Source organism: Streptomyces davaonensis JCM 4913, from assembly GCF_000349325.1.
GTDB classification, from domain to species: domain Bacteria; phylum Actinomycetota; class Actinomycetes; order Streptomycetales; family Streptomycetaceae; genus Streptomyces; species Streptomyces davaonensis.
In genome coordinates this window covers 6,744,351-6,761,131 of record NC_020504.1, presented here as the reverse complement: position 1 = coordinate 6,761,131, position 16,781 = coordinate 6,744,351, and the positions used below count along the sequence as shown (strand labels likewise).

Sequence of the window (16,781 nt, the reverse complement as noted above, 5' to 3'; positions counted from 1 at the left end):
CGCACCAGACAGGTGGTCGTAGCCATGCAGCAGAACTCCGTGATCGTCAATTCCTGGAACGAGTGGGACCCCCTCCGGGAGATGGTGGTCGGCTCCGCCGACAACGCCAACTTCGAGCCGACCGAGCCGGGCAGCAAGCCCGCCGTCCGCGCTTCCGACGAGGCGTTCCCGACCGGCCCGAAGTCCAAGGAAGCCATCGACCTGGCCAATGAGGAACTCCAAGGCCTGGCCGACCTCCTGGAGTCCCACGGGGTCACCGTGCGGCGCCCCGAGCCGCACGACTTCTCCGCTCCGGTGCGCACCCCCGACTTCGAGGTCGAGAACCAGTACTGCGCGGTCTGCCCGCGCGACGTGATGATCACGATGGGCAACGAGATCATCGAGGCGACCATGTCGCGGCGGGCGCGGTACTTCGAGTACCAGCCCTACCGCAAGCTGGTGTACGAGTACTGGAACAAGGACTCGCGCGTGGAGTGGACGACCGCGCCCAAGCCGTCGATGGCGGACGGCATGTACCGCGAGGAGTTCTGGGAGTGGCCGCTGGAGAAGCGGCACGAGCGGATGCACGACTTCGAGTTCTGCATCAACCAGGACGAAGTGATCTTCGACGCCGCCGACATGAGCCGCCTCGGCCGGGACATCCTGGTCCAGGAGTCGATGACCACCAACCGGGCGGGCATCCACTGGCTGAAGCGGCACCTGGAGCCCCGCGGCTTCCGCGTCCACACGGTGCACTTCCCGCTGGACTTCTTCCCCTCCCACATCGACTGCACCTTCGTACCGCTGCGCCCCGGCCTGATCCTCACCAACCCGGACCGCCCGCTGCGGGAGGGCGAGGAGAAGATGTTCCTGTCGAACGACTGGGAACTGGTCGACGCACCGGAGCCGGTCCTGAGCAACAACGAGATGCCGGCGTACTGCCAGTCCTCCAAGTGGCTCTCGATGAACGTCCTCAGCATCTCCCCCACGAAGGTCATCTGCGAGGAACAGGAAAAGCCCCTCCAGGACCTCCTCGCCAAGCTCGACTTCGAGGTCTACCCCATCCCCTTCCGCCACGTCTTCGAGTACGGCGGCTCCCTCCACTGCGCCACCTGGGACGTCCACCGCGAGGGCACGAGGGAGGACTACTTCCCCAACCTCCAGTACACACCGCTGCCCTGAGCCAACTCCCCCCGAACCGCACCCGTGTCCGCACGGGTGCGGTTACCCGGGAAAGCGGTTGAGTTCGCAGCCCTCCGTCATGGAACATCCGTCCGGTGAACCTGCGACTGCTCCCCTACCACCTCACCTGGACCGAGGTGGACCCCGCGACGCATCCCTTCGACAGTGACGAGGTGCTCGACGTCGTAAGGGGGCTGGAGCCCCCCGGGCGGGCGCCTGTGCGGCCGGAGTGGAGGTTGCTGAAGGACCGGGACGAGGCGTACGCGGAGTTCCGGAAGGTCTGTGACTGGTCCCATACCGTGGGGTGGGAATGGGTCGACGACATGACGCGGGCGCTCGTCGACACGTACGGGACATGGGCCAGCGGCTGGCGTTGGTCGCATGACGAGGGAGATCTCGGGGGCGGGCCCGTCGGCTCCTGGTGCTGCGCCCTGCACTCCATCACCACCCCCGACGAAACCCTCGACCGCGTCACCGCCGCGCTCCGCGAATGGCGGGACTGGCTGGAGTTCCTCGGGCGGTTCTTCGACCGGTACCCGCTCTCCCAACTCTCCGCCGAGGACCGCCTCGACGCCTGGGAGCGCGCCACCCACCAGCTGATCCTGCACTCCCTGGACCGCACCGGCTCCGGGGACGCCTGGTACGCGCACTGCCGGCAGGTCCTGACCTGGTTCCTCACTCGCTGGGACGTCGACCCCGCCACCGCCCTCACCCTCGTCGAGGACGCCATCGGCGGCCGCTTCGAGAGCTGGACCGCACCGGAGAACACCCTCGTCACCGACGTCGCCGAGCACCTCGCCGCCTCCATCGAGCCGGATGCCGAGCCTCCGGCCGACCCCGGCGCTCACCGATACACCTCCGCCCGCCTCCACTTCTACGAGGACGAACGACGGGCCTTCGGACGGTGACTGGCAGTTCTGGGCCACCCCAGAAACCCACGACCAGCACCTTCCATCCCCAACCTCGCCCCGAACTGCCAATCACCCATCCCTCACCGATGACCGCCGCCCCGGATCACCTCCGCACCTGGCTCACCCTCCGGTCCCAGATCCCCTGGCACCAGGCCCGCCCCGTCGCCCTCCCCACCCCACGCCCCCTCCGCGACGGCGCCGCCCACGACATCCGCACCCACGACCACGCCCGCGACCCCCACCGCGCCGCCCACCTCCTCGCCGCCCTCACCCGCACCCGCGAGGACGCCGCCGCCGGCACGCCCCTCACCTTCCAACTCCTCAGCTCCTGGCAGCGCCTGGTCCTCAACACCCCCGAGGCCCCGTCCTTCCGCGCCCACCCCGCCTACGCCAAGGCCGGCCGCGAGCGCTACGGCATCTCCCCCGGCCTCCCCGCCCGCCTCGACGCCTGCCTCCGAGACGCCGAAGCAGACCCCCTCCCCCTCAACGCCCGAGCCGCCCGCGCCTACCTCGACGTCTGCTTCTTCCACCCCTTCACCGACGGCAACGCCCGCTCCGCCTTCCTCACCCTGACCTTCCTCCTGGCCCGCGCGGGCGTCACCCTCGACCAAGTCGGCCCCGTACGACGCATTCAGCGCCGTGCCGACGACCCCGAAGGCGCCCTCGCCCTCGCCGACCTCCTCGCCCTCCTCATCTCAGGCACTCGAACCACACCGTCTTCCCACCGCCACCCCCACCCCGCCGGTCGACCCCCCACTTGTCCGCCACCTCACTGAGCAGCACCAGCCCCCGGCCCCCCTCCGCGTCCGTCGGCAACCTGCCCTCCATGCAAGGCACTTCGGCACACCCGTCCGCCACCTCCACCCGAACCCCGTCCTCCTGCCGCAGCACCAGCACCCGGCAGCGCCGGTCGGGGACATGGCGTACGACGTTCGCGACCAACTCGGTCACGCCCAGCGCTACGGCGTCGTACAGTTCCGACAGCTCCCAATCGGCAAGCAGGGACCGGACGATCCGGCGGATATGCCGCGCGGAGTGCTCGCCGACGGTCAAGTGCAGGGAGTACTGCACCGTGTGGGGCGTGGCGAGTGCGGGGGAAAGAATTCGTTCACGGTACGAGGCTGACCTCGCGGAACTACCCTGGGCTACGGCTCGAACACAACACGCTCAGGTGTGGGGGCAATTCGTGACAAACATCAACGTTCTGGACCCCGGGGCCTCGGCTCTCGACTACTACGGCTTCGAACTCCGCCGGTACCGCGAGGCCGCCGGGCTCACTCAGCGCCAGCTGGGGGACATCCTCAACTACACCGGCTCCCTCGTGGGCCAGATCGAAACCGCACGCAAGCTCCCGACAGTGGAGTTCAGCCAACGCGCGGACGCGGCACTCAACACCGGCGGGTTACTGTCCCGACTGATCACCCTCGTGATGCGGAGTCAACTTCCGGCCTGGTTCCAGCAAGTCGCCGAGCTGGAGGCCAGGGCGACGGAGATCTGCACCTTCCAGACCCACATGGTCCACGGCCTCCTCCAGACCAAGGGCTACGTCCGCGCAGTTCTCGGCGTCCTCGACGAGACCAACCTCGACGACCGCACGGCGGTTCGGCTGGCCCGTCAGCGCATCTTCGAGAAGGAGGAGCCACCTGTCCTCTGGGTGATCCTCAGCGAGGCCGCGCTGCACCAGGAGGTCGGCAGCCGGGAGGTCATGCGGGAGCAACTCTCCCACCTGCTGTCCTTCGAGAACAATCCTCAGATCAACGTCCAGGTGTTGCCGTTCGCGGCAGGGGCGCATGCCGGTCTGACAGGCTCGTTCAACATCTATCGCTTTCCCAGCGATCCAACCATCGTCTACACGGAGGGTTACGGCAGCGGGCATCCAACCGCGAACCCAGCCACCATCAAAGACTGCTCGCTCCGTTACGATCATCTTCAAGCCGCCGCGCTCTCCCTCAAAGACTCGGCGGAGCTGATCCGGCGCGTGATGGAGGACCGCTATGGAGAGCAACTGGCGTAAGTCCAGCTACAGCAGCGACCAAGGCGGCGATTGCGTCGAGATCGCCGAGGGCGTCATCGCCATCGCCGTCCGCGATTCCAAGAACCCGGCGGGACCGATACTCACCCTCGACCCCGCCGCCTTCTCCGCCTTCACCACCTGGGCCGCTACAACCGCTGAATAATCGTGCCGGTGGCCAGCCCGCCGCCCGCACACATCGTGACCAACGCGAACTCCTTGTCCACGCGCTCCAGTTCATGGAGCGCCGTGGCGATCAGCCGCGCTCCCGTCGCCCCCACGGGGTGACCCAGCGCGATTCCACCGCCGTTGACGTTGACCTTGTCCAGGCTCTGATCGAAGACCTGGGCCCAGCTCAACACCACTGACGCGAAGGCCTCGTTGATCTCGACGAGGTCGATGTCCTTCAGGGACATCCCCGCCTTGCCCAGCACCGCCTTCGTCGCGTCGATCGGTCCGTCGAGGTGGAAGTGCGGGTCGGCACCGACCAACGCCTGCGCGACGATCCGGGCACGCGGGCGCAGCTTCAGTGCGCGCGCCATCCGCTTCGAGGCCCACATGATCGCGGACGCCCCGTCGCTGATCTGGGACGAGTTGCCCGCCGTGTGGATCGCCGTCGGCATGACCGGCTTGAGGCCCGCCAGCGCCTCCATGGACGTGTCGCGCAGCCCCTCGTCACGGTCGACCAGCCGCCACATGCCCTGCCCCGCCCGCTGCTCGTCCTCCGTCGTCGGGACCTGCACCGCGAACGTCTCCCGCTTGAACCGCTCCTCCGCCCAGGCGACCGCGGCCCGTTCCTGTGACAGCAGCCCCAGTGCGTCGACGTTCTCGCGCGTCAGCCCCCGATGACGCCCGATCCGCTCCGCCGCCTCGAACTGGTTGGGGAGGTCGACGTTCCACTCGTCGGGGAACGGCTTCCCGGGCCCGTGCTTCGAGCCCGACCCCAGTGGCACCCGGGACATCGCCTCGACCCCGCAGGAGATACCGACGTCGATGACCCCGGCCGCGATCATGTTCGCGGTCATGTGGCTGGCCTGCTGGGACGAACCGCACTGGCAGTCGACCGTCGTCGCCGCCGTCTCGTAGGGCAGGCCCATCGTGAGCCAGGCCGTGCGCGCGGGGTTCATGGACTGTTCGCCGGCGTGGGTGACCGTGCCGCCGACGATCTGCTCCACGCAGTCGGCGGGAATGCCGGTGCGGCCGAGGAGTTCACGGTAGGTCTCGCCCAGCAGATAGGCGGGGTGCAGGTTGGCGAGCGCTCCACCGCGCTTGCCGATGGGCGTGCGTACGGCTTCGACGATCACGGGTTCGGCGGCCATGGGGGGCGGTCCTCTCGTCCAGAGGCCAGCAGGGCCTGACAAGGCACACGCACAACTAGTACGTGTTCTAGTTACTGTGCAGTCTGCTGATGTGACGCCCATCACCGCAAGGGTCTTGCAGGGGGATCGCCCGCGAGAAGGCACGGGTCAGTGGACGGGATGCCAGTCCTCCAGCGCGTCGTCGAGCATGGGCGCCTCGGGGTCGTCCCAGATCAGGCAGCCCCACACCAGGCCGGGCACATCCGGGCCCATGGCATCGGCCGGCCCTTCGGTGAGCGTGCGGTGAACGGCCTCCAGATAGGCGGCGATTGATGGATAGGCAGGTCTGCCGAAGGCCAGATCGTCCGGCAGCGACCAGCGGCCGACGCCGCCCTCCCCCACGTAGTGCCCGGACTCGGGGCCCGACTCGTCGCCGGTCAGCCACGGCACCACCGCGGCGCCCCACACATCGGCGCGGCCGGTCTCGGGCAGCCGCGGACCGAGCGCGTCCACCGGGCCGAGCAGGATGCCGCCCGGCAGGAACGCCCCCGAACCGACCTCACCCTCCTCCTCGTTGGCCTCGATGTACTGGTGCTCCACGCCGCCGCACAGCCGCCACAGCGCGGCGAGTTCCGTGGGCAGCCCGAATCCGAGCCGCTCCCTCAGCCAGGAGTCGGCCGAGACGATCTGCGCTTCCGGCGCGGGCGGAAGGAGCGAGGCGTGCGAGACGGGAGCGTGCTCGGCGAGCCAGTCGGTCACCTTCCGCCAGGCGACGGCGACCCGTTCGGCTTCGTCGTCGTGTTGAACAGACATTCGCCCACCGTAATCACTGCGGCGAACCCTCTTGCAGTCTTCGGAACCCGCCGTTACTTTGCGCCATAACTGATGGTCCGTCAGATTGCTGGAGCCGCCATGCCCTGTCCAGCGCTTCCCGAAGGGTTCGACTTCACCGACCCCGACCTCCTCCGACACCGCGTCCCCTTCCCGGAGTACGCCGAACTGCGCCGGGCCGAACCGGTGCGCTGGATCCCGCAGCCGGGCAACATCGCCGGGTTCCAGGACGAGGGGTACTGGGCCGTCACCCGGCACGCGGACGTCAAGTACGTCTCCACGCACCCGGAGCTGTTCTCCTCCTGGGTCAACACCGCGATCATCCGCTTCAACGAGCACATCGAGCGGGATGCCATAGACGCCCAGCGGCTGATCCTCCTGAACATGGACCCGCCCGAGCACACCCGCGTCCGCCAGATCGTGCAGCGCGTCTTCACCCCGCGCGCCATACGGGCGTTGGAGCAGCGGCTCCGCGACCGGGCCCAGTCGATCGTCATCGAGGCCCGCGCCCACCCCGGGCCCTTCGACTTCGTCACCCAGGTCGCCTGCGAACTGCCCCTCCAGGCCATCGCCGAGCTGATCGGCATCCCGCAGGACGACCGGGCAAAGATCTTCGACTGGTCCAACAAGATGATCTCCTACGACGATCCGGAGTACGCGATCACCGAGGAGGTGGGAGCGGAATCGGCCACCGAGCTCATCGCCTACGCGATGAACATGGCCGCCGACCGCAAGCAGTGCCCGGCGCAGGACATCGTCACCACACTCGTGTCGGCCGAGGACGAAGGGAACCTGGGCTCCGACGAGTTCGGCTTCTTCGTGCTGATGCTGGCCGTCGCGGGCAACGAGACCACCCGTAACGCCATCACCCACGGCATGCACGCCTTCCTCACCCACCCCGACCAGTGGGAGCGGTACAAGAGGGAGCGGTGCGAGACGGCTGCCGAGGAGATCGTCCGCTGGGCTACGCCGGTCAACTCCTTCCAGCGCACGGCCACTCAGGACACCGAACTGGGCGGCAAGGTCATCAAGAAGGGCGACCGGGTCGGGGTCTTCTACGCCGCCGCCAACCACGACCCCGAGGTCTTCGAGAACCCGGACACCTTCGACATCACCCGCGACCCCAACCCGCACCTCGGCTTCGGCGGCGGGGGCCCGCACTACTGCCTCGGCAAGTCCCTGGCCGTACTGGAGATCGACCTCATCTTCAACGCCATCGCGGACGCCATGCCGGACCTGCGCCTGACCGGCGACCCGGACCGGCTGCGCTCCGCCTGGATCAACGGCGTGAAACACCTCCAGGTCAGCCTGGACTGAGGACCCGGGGGAGGCAGGAGCACCTCATCCCCCGCCCTGGCCCCTGCCTCCCCCGATGAACGCGGATGAGCGCAGATGAACGTATCCGCGCGGTACGGCGTCTTCGATCGTGATGCTCCTGCCCGCCGAGCCGACCACCGCCAGCCCCGGAATCCGCACGGCCACCGCACGGAACAGCCCCTTCCGCATCCCCCTGCTCGCCACCCTGCCCCTGCTCCCCCTGTACGCACTGTGGTGGTTCCTCCTCGCCACCGGCGGCGGCGATCTCGCGGCCCAGGAGGCCTGGGCGGGCTTCGCGTCCCGGCACGGCGGCTCGGCCTACAACCTGTTCTGGTACGGCGGCATGCACACCGCCAACTACAGCCTGATATCCCCGTATCTGATGGCCGGCCTCGGCGTGCGCACGGTCACCGTGGTCGCGGGGCTCGCCGCGTCCTGGCTGGCGGCCGTCCTCCTCATCCGCTCCGGGGTCCGAAGACCCCTCGGCCCGGCGCTGCTGGCGTCCCTCGCGCTGTGGTGCAACGTGGCCTCGGGCCGGACCACCTTCGCGCTCGGTGTCGCCTTCGGCCTGGCCGCCTGTGTGCTGCTCACTCGCGAGCGCCGGATCGCCCTGGCGGTGGCGTACGCGGCGCTGGCGACCATGGCGAGCCCGGTCGCGGGCCTGTTCCTGGTGGTCGTGGGCGCGGCCCTGCTGGTCGTACGGGACTGGGGGCGGGCGCTCGCCCTGCTCCTGCCCCCGGCCGTCGTGGTCGGGGCGACCACGTTCCTCTTCCCGTTCACCGGCGAGCAGTTGATGCCCGCCTCCCGCATCTGGCCGCCCGTCGTCCTCGGGCTCGCCGTCACCGCGCTGGCACCGCGCACCTGGCGGGTCGCCCGGTGGAGCGGGGCGGTGTACGCGGCCGGGACGGTGCTGACGTATCTGATCGCCTCGCCCGTCGGTACGAACGTCGAGCGCTTCGCGGAGCTGTTCGCCCCCGCCGTCCTGCTGGCGGCCCTGCTCAGCGTGCCTGGGCTGGCGAAACTCCGGCGGAATCTCCTCGTCGCCGCACTCGTCTTCTCCGTCGCCTGGGTCGGCAAGAAGACCGCCGACGATCTGAAGGTCTCCACCGTCGTGCCCGCCTGGGCCGCCGAGACGGACGGCGTCATACGCGCCCTGGACGGCCTCGGCGCCGACCGCACCCGGGTGGAGGTGGTCCCGGCCCGCAACCATCGCGAGGCCGTCGCCCTCGCCCCGCACATCAACATGGCCCGCGGCTGGAACCGCCAGCTCGACATGGAACGCGCCCGACTGTTCTACGACGGCTCCTTCAGCGCCGCCAACTACCGGGCGTGGCTGGACCGTTGGGCGGTCGGCCTGGTGGTCCTGCCGCTCGGCAAGCCCGACGGGTACGCCGAGGCGGAGGCGCGGCTGATCAGCGAGGAGCGGCCGGACTGGCTGGAGCCGGTGTGGCAGGACGCGCACTGGCGGATCTTCCGGGTGCGGGACGCCGTACCGCTGGTGTCGGCGCCCGCGACCGTCGTGGGCGGCTCCGGCGCCGACCTCGTCGTCCGCCTCCCGCGCGCGGGCTCGGTGACCGTGCGGGTGGCGTACTCGCGGTGGCTGCGCGCGGAGGGCGGCTGCCTGTCCCGGCAGGGCGAGTTCACCCGGCTTACGGTGGACGCGCCCGGCGAGTACCGGATCAGCTCGGAGTACGGTCCTTCAGCGGCTCGGTGCTGACGGCGGTCCGGGTGACCAGCCGGGCGCGCGGGCCCTGGAGCAGGTACGTCAGCCCGAAGCCGGCGCCGACGACGGCCGCGCCGCCGACCGCGTCCAGGATCCAGTGGTTGCCGGTGACGACGATCGCGGTGAGCGTGAAGAACGGGTGGAGCAGGCCGAGGGCCTTCATCCACACCTTCGGCGCCACGATCGCGATGACCAGCCCGCACCAGAGGGACCAGCCGAAGTGCAGCGAGGGCATCGCCGCGTACTGGTTGGTGAGCGCGGTGAGCGTGCCGTAGTCCGGCTTGGAGAAGTCCTGGACGCCGTGCACGGTGTCGATGATCCCGAGGCCCTGCATCAGACGCGGCGGGGCCAGCGGGTAGAGCCAGAAGCCCAGCAGGGCGAGCAGGGTGGCGAAGCCGAGCGCGGAGCGGGCCCAGCGGTAGTCGACCGGGCGGCGCCAGTACAGCAGGCCGAGGACGGTCAGCGGGACCACGAAGTGGAAGGACGTGTAGTAGAAATCGAAGAAGTCCCGCAGGAACCCGACCTTCACCACGGCGTGGTTGAGGGCGTGCTCGATGTCGATGTGCAGGAAGCGTTCGATGTCGAGGATCTGCTGCCCGTGCGCCTCGGCCCGCTCCCGGCCCGCCGAGTTGGAACCGCCGGTCGCGGCCAGCCGGACCTTGGCGTAGGCGGCGTAGGTGACCCGGATCAGCAGCAGTTCCAGCAGCAGGTTCGGGCGGGCCAGCACCCGGCGCAGGAACGGCACCAGCGGGACGTGCTTGAAGCGGGTGGGGACGGGATCGGCGTACCGGGTCGGGATCGGCGCCTGGTAGTAGGGCGAGGTGCGCGACAGGAACGGCACGAAGGTGGCGGCGGCGAGCGCGGCCAGCAGCACCACGTTGTCCCGCAGCGGGTACAGCGCCGACATGTTCGGCAGCATCATCTTCGCCGGGAGGGTCATCACCAGGACGACCGCGACCGGCCACAGGTACCGGTCGGCGGCCTTCTTGCCGACGCGGCCGACGACCGCGAGCAGCACCCACAGCAGCTGGTGCTGCCAGGCGGTGGGCGAGGCGACGATCGCCGCGCAGCCGGTGATGGCGACGGCGAGCAGGAGCTGTCCGTCGCGGGCGTAGCGCACGGCCCGGTGGATGCCGAGGGCGGCGACGGCGGCGGCGAGCACGAGGAAGAGCGCGATCTCCAGGGGCCCGTCCAGGCCCAGTCTCAGCAGCGCGCCGTGCAGCGACTGGTTGGCCAGGTCGTCCGCGCGCCCGCCGAGCCCGGCGCCCGCCATGTGGTGCACCCAGTAGGTGTACGAGTCGTGCGGCATCGCCGCCCAGGCCAGCGCGGTGGCACCGGCGAAGGTGGCGCCGGTGGCCGCGGCCGCCTGTTTGCGGCCGGTGAACCACAGCAGCGGGGCGAACAGCAGCAGCGTCGGCTGGAGCGCCGCCGCGACGCCGATGAGCAGCCCGCAGGCCCGCTGGCCGCGCACGGCGAAACATCCGAGCAGTACCAGCAGGACCGGGATGATGCTGGTCTGGCCGAGCCAGAAGCTGTTGCGGACCGGCAGCGACAGCATCAGCAGGCTGACCGCGACGGGGGCGGCGAGCAGGGAGGCGCGGCGGCTCACCGGCTGCGGCAGGGCGCGGGCGGCGACCAGGCCGAGGGCGACCACCAGGAGCAGGGTGCCGAAGGTCCAGCCCCAGCCGAGCGCCTGCTCGGCGGACTTCGTCAGGGGCTTGAGGACAAGTCCCCCGAAAGGAGTCCCGGTGAAGCGCGTGGAGTCGTAGAGAGAGCCGTTCACATGGAGGACGCCGTCGGTGCCGACCCAGGTCTCCAGGTCCGTCAGCCGCTCACCGCGGGGCGTGCTGAGGACGACGGTCACCTGTCGTACGGCGAGGACCGCGGCGATCAGCCACAGCCCGATGCGGGCGGCTCTCAGGCGTGCCCTGGCCGGGCCGCCGACGGCCGTCGCTCCGAACGCGTCCGCCGCTCGCCCGCTGTGCTCCGCATTCGCCACGCCTCGTCGGCCTCCCGCCCCGTCGGTCCCGCGCGACTTGCGCGAGAGATCCCGATACGAACCCGTACGAACCCTATGAGGCTCGCACCACCCCCGGTAGAGACGCAGGCAACCCCGGATTCACCTGACGTCCGCTCGCCTTTTGTCCGGATGACGATAGTCCGGGCCCGATTCGTGCGCCTGCGCGGGCCCGGATCTCGATCACGATCCGATCGCTCGCCCACGGAACCGTTGCACCTGCTCGTACCGTCCGAAGCCCCGGAGCAAGGCAGCACGGTGAAAGGATTTTCGAGGTGGGATTCCTGCGTGTTCGGGCACGCGCACGTGTCGCGGCGGTCGCCCTGGCCCTGTTGGCGACCCAGATCGGCACACTGATCGCGCCGGCCTACGCGTGCGGCTGCGGGGCGATGATCCCCGACGAGGGGGCACAGGTCGCCGTGGACCGGGAGGAGTCGCTGGTCCGGTGGGACGGGCGGCAGGAGCAGATCGTGATGCGGCTGACGGTGGAGGGCGACGCCGAGCGGGCCGCCTGGATCATGCCGGTGCCCAGCAGGGCGATCGTACGACTCGGTGACCCGACCCTGTTCGACGCGCTGCACTCCGTCACCGCCCCGGTGACCCGGTACCGCGACCACTTCTGGCCCCAGGACGAGGACTGGCCGCTGGACGGAGACGAGGGCGACGGGGCCGGGGCGGCGCCGGAGGCGGGAGAGCCGGTCGGGGTGGTGGGACGGCAGCAACTCGGCCCGTTCGACGTGGCCCGCCTGACGGCCACCGACCCCGGCGCCCTGGACGGCTGGCTGGACGCCAACGGCTTCGACCTCCCGCCCCGCCTGGAGAGCGCCCTCGAACCGTACGTGGAGCGCCGCTGGGAGTACGTGGCCGTACGCCTGGCCCCGAAATCCACCGGCGCCCCGCTCGGCGGCGACCTGGACCCCCTGCACCTGAGCTTCGCGGCCACCGAGCCGGTCTACCCGATGCGCCTGTCCCGGCTGGCGCGGACCCCGCAGTCCCTGGGCCTGTACGTCCTCGCCGGGCACCGGATGGAACCGGCGTCCCGGATCGGCGGCGAACGCCCTCAGGTGACTTACGCCGGACGGGTGAACGCGCGCTCCGGCCCGCTGGCCGAGCTGGCTGCCGGGACGCCGTACCTGACGGCCATCGGCCAGGAGTTCCCGCGCCCGGAGTCGATCTCCGCCGACCACCTGCTGCGCGCGGCGCCGACGGACGACCCCTTCCAGCAGGTGATCTACGAGGACCGCCTGATGACGGTGGCGGGTATCCCGGCCTGGCTGCTGGCGGTGGGCGGTTCCCTGCTCGTGGCCGCCGCGGCCGTGTCGGTGTTTCTCGTACGCCGCTCACGACGACCGGCGGGCGACTATATTCCTTAGCGGCGCTACTTAGCCGTTCTAACTAGCCATATGAAAGGCACAACTGCATGAGCGAGTCGCAGCTCTGGGACGCCGTCGACGACTACTTCACCGCTCACCTCTCACCGGACGACGAGGCGCTCGAGGCCGCCCTGCGCGACAGCGACGCCGCGGACCTCCCGTCGATCGCCGTGACCGCCCCGCAGGGCAAGCTCCTCCAGCTCCTGGCCGAGATCCAGGGCGCCCGTCACATCCTGGAGATCGGCACCCTCGGCGGCTACAGCACGATCCGGCTGGCCCGCGCCCTGCCCGCGGACGGGCGGCTGATCTCCCTCGAGTACGACCCGAAGCACGCCGAGGTGGCCACCCGCAACATCGCCCGCGCGGGCCTGGACAAGCTGGTCGAGGTCCGCGTCGGCCCGGCCCTGGAGTCCCTGCCCCAGCTGGCCGACGAGAACCCGGCCCCCTTCGACCTGGTCTTCATCGACGCGGACAAGGCGAACAACCCGCACTACCTGGAGTGGGCGCTGAAGCTCACCAGCGCGGGCAGCCTGATCATCATCGACAACGTGGTCCGCGAGGGCCGGATCGCCGACGCCGACAGCACGGCGCCGGACGTCCAGGGCACCCGGTCCGCCATCGAAATGATCGGCAGCCACCCACGCCTGAGCGGCACCGCCATCCAGACGGTGGGCGCCAAGGGCTACGACGGTTTCGCACTGGCGAGGGTGCTGGCGTAGAGCCCGGGGGCTGCCTCAGGCCTCGTGATAGAAGCCGACGTTGACGCTGCGCGGGGCGGTGCGGTCGTGGACGACGATCTCACCGCTGCCGCCGCGCGGGAGCCGGAAGGTGCCGCCGTAGGCGAGGGGCTGGGCGTACTCGCCGATCGTGAGTTTGACCTCGGAGGACGGGTCGGGCTGGGAGCCGCGCAGCCAGGTCACCTGCCAGACGCCGTCCGGGCCGCACAGGAACTCCAGGTGGACCCGGGAGACGAACAGCCAGTCGTCGGGCGTGACCAGCCGGCACATCGACTTGTCCCGGCCCACTCGGAGCACGGCGCCCGGCTCGCTGGGCGCGTCGGCCATGAGCATGCCGGCCGTGGCACCCTCCTCCGCCGCGGTGACGGCGGCCATGGTGAGTTCGAGCACGTGCGTCCTCCTGATGTGTCCTTACTACAGCGGCCGCATACTAAATCGCCCGGCCCGACCCTGTCCGGCACAATGGAGTCATGACCGAGCGAAAGCCACCGGGCGTCCCGTTCGAGTCCTGGGTGGACAAGCAGATCCGTGACGCGGAGCGCCGCGGCGAGTTCGCCCATCTCCCCGGCGCGGGCCGGCCGTTGCCGCCGGGCACGGACACCACGTACGACGAACTGTGGTGGATCAAGCAGAAGATGACCCGCGAGGGCCTCGTCGCCCTCCCTCCCACCCTCGCCCTGCGCAAAGAGGCCGAGGACGCCCTGGAAGCGGCCCTGAAGGCCCCCACGGAACACCAGGTCCGGAAGATCATCACCGAGGTCAACGCCAAGATCCTCGACATGATGCTCAAACCACCGCCGGGTCCTCCGCTCGGAAAGAAGCCCTATGACGTCGAGGACGTCGTACGACGTTGGCGTGAGGAATCCTCGGACACATGACCTGGACCATCACCCCTGAACCCGCCGTCTCCCCCGCCGCCGCCGCGCTCTGGCGGGCGTACTACACGGAGGTCAGCGATCGCTACTACCTCCTGCACGAGGGCCGCCGCACCGACCCGGCCGAGCTGGAGCGGGAGATAGCGGCCGAGACGTGGGACGAACTCGCGCCCCCGAAGGGTCAGTTGCTGGTGGCGCGCTGGGCGGGCGAACCCGCCGGGACGGCCGGTGTGCGGCTGCTCGACCCGCAGACCGCTGAACTGAAGCGGGTGTTCGTGCAGGAGCACCTGCGCGGCAAGGGCGGCGCCCCGCTGCTCGTCGGGGCCGCCGAGGAGGCCGCCCGCGCCATGGGGGCCCGGCGCATGATCCTGGACACCCGCAGCGATCTGACGGAGGCACGCGCGCTGTACGCCCGCCTCGGCTACACCGAGACCGAGCCGCACAACGACGACATGTACGCCGAGCACTGGTTCAGCAAGGAGCTGGTCAACTGACCCTGGTCCCGGTGCCGTTGTGGGGCTGTTCACGGTCCGAGCCGCAGAGTTCGCCGTTGAGGTCCTTGACGAGTCGGGCCAGGTCGGTCGGGCGGTCCGGGCCCCACCAGTCGCCGAGGAGTTCGGCCAGGGAGTCCTCGCGGGCCTGGGCGAGGCGGTCGGCGACCGTGCGGCCCTCGTCGGTCAGGACCAGGTCCAGGCCCTCTCGGGTGGCGAGGCGGCGTTCCTCGACCTGGCGGGCCGCGGCGAGGACGACCGGGAGGGGGACCGTGCTGCGCTCGGCCAGTTGGCCCGGTTCGACCCAGCCGTACTTCTTGATGCGCAGCAGGAGCCAACTCGCGCCGGGGAGAAGGTCGTAGCCGGCCCGTTCGGTGATCTTCACGTAGATCTCGCGGCGGCCCTCCCGGGTGCCCAGCACCGACAGCGCCCGGCACACCTCGTCGTAGGAGGACCGCTCCACCGGGTTGCTGGCCAGCGTCTCGGTGATGTCCGGTGCGGTGACCGAGCCGCGCAGCTTGTCCTCCTTGAGGAACCAGGCCAGGACGAAGCCGAGGAGGGCGACGGGGGCGGCGTAGAGGAAGACGTCGGTGATGGAGGTGGCGTAGGCGTCCACCGCCGCGGGCTGGAGCGCGGACGGCAGTTCGGCGATGCCGCGCGGGTCCGCCTCCAGCTCGTCCACCGTCCCGGCGGGCAGTTCGGTGCCCCGGAAGGCGTCCGCGAGCTTGTCGCCGAGGCGACTCGCGAAGACCGTGCCGAAGATGGCGACGCCGAAGGAGGCCCCGATGGACCGGAAGAAGGTCGCGCCGGAGGTGGCGACCCCGAGATCCTCGTAGGCCACCGCGTTCTGCACGATCAGGACCAGCACCTGCATGACCAGTCCGAGACCGAGTCCGAAGACGAAGAAGCAGGTGCTCATCACGAACGTGGAGCTGTCGGCGTGGAGCTGGTGGAGCAGCAGCAGGCCGAGCGCGGTCACGCCCGTGCCCGCGATCGGGAACACCTTCCAGCGCCCCGTGCGGCTGACGATCTGCCCCGAGGCCGTCGACGCGAGCAGCAGCCCCAGCACCATCGGCAGCATGTGCACACCGGACATCGTCGGCGTCACGCCCTGGACGACCTGGAGGAACGTCGGCAGATAGGTCATCGCGCCGAACATCGCGAACCCGACGATGAAGCTGATGACGGCGGCGAGGGTGAAGGTGCGGATCCGGAACAGCTTGAGCGGGAGCACCGGTTCGGCGGCCTGCCGCTCGACGGACACGAAGGCGACGGCGAGGACGACCCCGAGCAGGGCGAGCCCGACGATCTGCCACGAGCCCCAGTCCCAGGTGGTGCCGCCGAGCGAGGCGACCAGCACCAGGCAGGTCGCGACGGAGGCGATCAGGAAGGTGCCGAGATAGTCGATGACATGGCGCTCGGTCCGGCGCGGGATGTGCAGCGCGGCGGCGATGACGGCGAGCGCGACCACACCGACGGGCAGGTTGACGTAGAACACCCAACGCCAGCTCAGATGCTGGGTGAACAGCCCGCCCAGCAGCGGCCCGAGCACACTGGTGGCCCCGAAGACGGCCCCGAACAGCCCTTGGTAGCGCCCCCGTTCACGCGGCGGGACGAGGTCCCCCACGATGGCCATGGACAGCACCATGAGCCCGCCGCCGCCGAGCCCCTGAAGCGCCCGGAATCCGATGAGTTGCGGCATGTCCTGAGCCACGCCGCACAACGCCGACCCGATGAGGAAGATGACGATGGCGGTCTGGAAGAGCCGTTTGCGCCCGTACTGGTCGCCGAGTTTGCCCCAGAGCGGGGTGGCGGCGGTGGAGGCCAGCAGATAGGCGGTCACCACCCACGAGAGATGCTCCATGCCACCCAAGTCGCTGACGATGGTCGGCAGCGCCGTGGACACGATGGTCTGGTCGAGGGCGGCGAGCAGCATCCCGAGCAGCAGGGCGCCGATCGGGACGAGGACGTTGCCCGGCACGTTCTCCTTGACGGCGGTGCCGTGCCGCGCGTGGGTATCCCCGGCCATACGGACC

At 70.1% G+C, this 16,781-nt stretch carries 17 protein-coding genes; 11 read left to right on the top strand and 6 right to left on the bottom strand.

The features are described from left to right. Positions 1 to 24: 24 nt before the first annotated feature. From BN159_RS29900 to BN159_RS29890, 3 genes are all read left to right on the top strand, one after another. Positions 25 to 1,161 carry a glycine amidinotransferase gene (locus BN159_RS29900; protein ID WP_015660753.1) on the top strand — a complete coding sequence of 379 codons (1,137 nt, stop codon included), beginning with the start codon at positions 25 to 27 and terminating at the stop codon, positions 1,159 to 1,161. Positions 1,162 to 1,256: 95 nt separating this feature from the next. Next, a complete protein-coding gene (locus tag BN159_RS29895; protein ID WP_015660752.1) occupies positions 1,257 to 2,069 on the top strand; it encodes a hypothetical protein in 813 nt (270 codons plus the stop codon). A gap of 89 nt (positions 2,070 to 2,158) precedes the next feature. Beyond that, the gene (locus BN159_RS29890; RefSeq protein ID WP_015660751.1) at positions 2,159 to 2,848 is read left to right on the top strand and encodes a Fic family protein; all 690 of its coding nucleotides are present in this window, start codon (positions 2,159 to 2,161) and stop codon (positions 2,846 to 2,848) included. On the opposite strand, the gene BN159_RS29885 is transcribed toward BN159_RS29890, so the two are convergent. Then, a complete protein-coding gene (locus tag BN159_RS29885; RefSeq protein ID WP_015660750.1) occupies positions 2,763 to 3,143 on the bottom strand; it encodes an ATP-binding protein in 381 nt (126 codons plus the stop codon). The genes BN159_RS29890 and BN159_RS29885 overlap by 86 nt on opposite strands. A 115-nt stretch (positions 3,144 to 3,258) precedes the next feature. On the opposite strand from BN159_RS29885, the gene BN159_RS29880 reads away from it, so the two are divergent. Then, positions 3,259 to 4,086, top strand: a complete 828-nt coding sequence (locus BN159_RS29880) for a helix-turn-helix domain-containing protein (protein ID WP_015660749.1) — start codon at positions 3,259 to 3,261, stop codon at positions 4,084 to 4,086. Continuing rightward, entirely contained in the window at positions 4,067 to 4,249 is a 183-nt protein-coding gene (locus BN159_RS29875) for a DUF397 domain-containing protein (RefSeq protein WP_015660748.1), read from the top strand. Before BN159_RS29880 ends, BN159_RS29875 begins: the two co-directional genes overlap by 20 nt. Here the strand turns inward: BN159_RS29875 and BN159_RS29870 are convergent. Then, positions 4,233 to 5,402 carry a steroid 3-ketoacyl-CoA thiolase gene (locus BN159_RS29870; protein WP_015660747.1) on the bottom strand — a complete coding sequence of 390 codons (1,170 nt, stop codon included), beginning with the start codon at positions 5,400 to 5,402 and terminating at the stop codon, positions 4,233 to 4,235. The two genes, BN159_RS29875 and BN159_RS29870, sit on opposite strands and share 17 nt — an antisense overlap. Positions 5,403 to 5,549: 147 nt before the next feature. Next, a complete protein-coding gene (locus tag BN159_RS29865) occupies positions 5,550 to 6,194 on the bottom strand; it encodes an SMI1/KNR4 family protein (RefSeq protein ID WP_015660746.1) in 645 nt (214 codons plus the stop codon). A gap of 99 nt (positions 6,195 to 6,293) precedes the next feature. Here BN159_RS29865 and BN159_RS29860 point away from each other — a divergent pair, with 99 nt between their 5' ends. Both BN159_RS29860 and BN159_RS29855 read left to right on the top strand, forming a co-directional pair. Further along, positions 6,294 to 7,529, top strand: coding sequence for a cytochrome P450 (locus BN159_RS29860; protein ID WP_015660745.1), 1,236 nt, complete (start codon positions 6,294 to 6,296; stop codon positions 7,527 to 7,529). A 112-nt stretch (positions 7,530 to 7,641) separates the two neighbouring features. Next, positions 7,642 to 9,246, top strand: coding sequence for a hypothetical protein (locus BN159_RS29855; RefSeq protein ID WP_015660744.1), 1,605 nt, complete (start codon positions 7,642 to 7,644; stop codon positions 9,244 to 9,246). On the opposite strand, the gene BN159_RS29850 is transcribed toward BN159_RS29855, so the two are convergent. Next, positions 9,209 to 11,251: a bifunctional glycosyltransferase 87/phosphatase PAP2 family protein gene (locus tag BN159_RS29850; RefSeq protein ID WP_015660743.1), complete on the bottom strand. Its 2,043-nt coding sequence runs from the start codon at positions 11,249 to 11,251 to the stop codon at positions 9,209 to 9,211. The two genes, BN159_RS29855 and BN159_RS29850, sit on opposite strands and share 38 nt — an antisense overlap. A gap of 293 nt (positions 11,252 to 11,544) precedes the next feature. Here BN159_RS29850 and BN159_RS29845 point away from each other — a divergent pair, with 293 nt between their 5' ends. Next, entirely contained in the window at positions 11,545 to 12,642 is a 1,098-nt protein-coding gene (locus BN159_RS29845) for a DUF2330 domain-containing protein (RefSeq protein ID WP_015660742.1), read from the top strand. Between the two features lie 47 nt (positions 12,643 to 12,689). Next, a complete protein-coding gene (locus BN159_RS29840; RefSeq protein WP_015660741.1) occupies positions 12,690 to 13,361 on the top strand; it encodes an O-methyltransferase in 672 nt (223 codons plus the stop codon). A 15-nt stretch (positions 13,362 to 13,376) separates the two neighbouring features. Here BN159_RS29840 and BN159_RS29835 read toward each other — a convergent pair whose 3' ends face one another. Further along, a complete protein-coding gene (locus BN159_RS29835) occupies positions 13,377 to 13,769 on the bottom strand; it encodes an FHA domain-containing protein (RefSeq protein WP_015660740.1) in 393 nt (130 codons plus the stop codon). 80 nt (positions 13,770 to 13,849) lie between these two features. Here BN159_RS29835 and BN159_RS29830 point away from each other — a divergent pair, with 80 nt between their 5' ends. Both BN159_RS29830 and BN159_RS29825 read left to right on the top strand, forming a co-directional pair. Beyond that, positions 13,850 to 14,257 carry a DnaJ family domain-containing protein gene (locus BN159_RS29830; protein ID WP_015660739.1) on the top strand — a complete coding sequence of 136 codons (408 nt, stop codon included), beginning with the start codon at positions 13,850 to 13,852 and terminating at the stop codon, positions 14,255 to 14,257. Beyond that, positions 14,254 to 14,748, top strand: a complete 495-nt coding sequence (locus tag BN159_RS29825) for a GNAT family N-acetyltransferase (protein ID WP_015660738.1) — start codon at positions 14,254 to 14,256, stop codon at positions 14,746 to 14,748. The genes BN159_RS29830 and BN159_RS29825 overlap by 4 nt, the downstream gene beginning before the upstream one ends. Here BN159_RS29825 and BN159_RS29820 read toward each other — a convergent pair. Continuing rightward, positions 14,741 to 16,774, bottom strand: coding sequence for an MDR family MFS transporter (locus BN159_RS29820; protein ID WP_015660737.1), 2,034 nt, complete (start codon positions 16,772 to 16,774; stop codon positions 14,741 to 14,743). The genes BN159_RS29825 and BN159_RS29820 overlap by 8 nt on opposite strands. Positions 16,775 to 16,781 lie beyond the last annotated feature (7 nt).

Coding starts and splice junctions, on each gene's coding strand:
- BN159_RS29900 (WP_015660753.1), top strand. CDS start 25: ATGCAGCAGAACTCCGTGATCGTCAATTCCTGGAACGAGTGGGACCCC.
- BN159_RS29890 (WP_015660751.1), top strand. CDS start 2,159: ATGACCGCCGCCCCGGATCACCTCCGCACCTGGCTCACCCTCCGGTCC.
- BN159_RS29875 (WP_015660748.1), top strand. CDS start 4,067: ATGGAGAGCAACTGGCGTAAGTCCAGCTACAGCAGCGACCAAGGCGGC.
- BN159_RS29870 (WP_015660747.1), bottom strand. CDS start 5,402: ATGGCCGCCGAACCCGTGATCGTCGAAGCCGTACGCACGCCCATCGGC.
- BN159_RS29865 (WP_015660746.1), bottom strand. CDS start 6,194: ATGTCTGTTCAACACGACGACGAAGCCGAACGGGTCGCCGTCGCCTGG.
- BN159_RS29860 (WP_015660745.1), top strand. CDS start 6,294: ATGCCCTGTCCAGCGCTTCCCGAAGGGTTCGACTTCACCGACCCCGAC.
- BN159_RS29855 (WP_015660744.1), top strand. CDS start 7,642: ATGCTCCTGCCCGCCGAGCCGACCACCGCCAGCCCCGGAATCCGCACG.
- BN159_RS29840 (WP_015660741.1), top strand. CDS start 12,690: ATGAGCGAGTCGCAGCTCTGGGACGCCGTCGACGACTACTTCACCGCT.
- BN159_RS29830 (WP_015660739.1), top strand. CDS start 13,850: ATGACCGAGCGAAAGCCACCGGGCGTCCCGTTCGAGTCCTGGGTGGAC.
- BN159_RS29825 (WP_015660738.1), top strand. CDS start 14,254: ATGACCTGGACCATCACCCCTGAACCCGCCGTCTCCCCCGCCGCCGCC.
- BN159_RS29820 (WP_015660737.1), bottom strand. CDS start 16,774: ATGGCCGGGGATACCCACGCGCGGCACGGCACCGCCGTCAAGGAGAAC.